Annotated in this window: 1 protein-coding gene; it reads left to right on the top strand. The window is 60.3% G+C overall.

Annotated features, from left to right (window positions below; genetic code table 11):
- Nucleotides 1-44: 44 nt before the first annotated feature.
- Nucleotides 45-252 (top strand): transposase domain-containing protein (locus ACZYOF_RS44915; RefSeq protein WP_463719725.1); only part of this gene is annotated, 208 nt, incomplete at its 3' end.

Raw genomic sequence — 252 nt, 5'->3', positions numbered from 1 at the left:
TGCTGATGCATTGCGATTGATGGCCTTGACACGAACCATCCCATGTGAGGTTCTGGCTGGCTGGTTACCCGCCTCGATACGCCGCCCTTCTCAGGCCGTCATCACCCAGATTCCGCCATAGCTCTGAGAACGACAAGCTCCTGGTGATCCTGTCGCAGTACAAGCGCACGATCTTCGGTCCCCGGTCCGAGACACTGGATCCCGGACAGCTATCTCTCTTCACCATCACGGCGCAGGCGGCTGGTCCCGCCG

The organism is Bradyrhizobium sp. LeoA1Lang (genome assembly GCF_055413685.1).
Note: the sequence above shows the minus strand (reverse complement) of the source record. Positions and strands in the feature narration are given on the sequence as shown.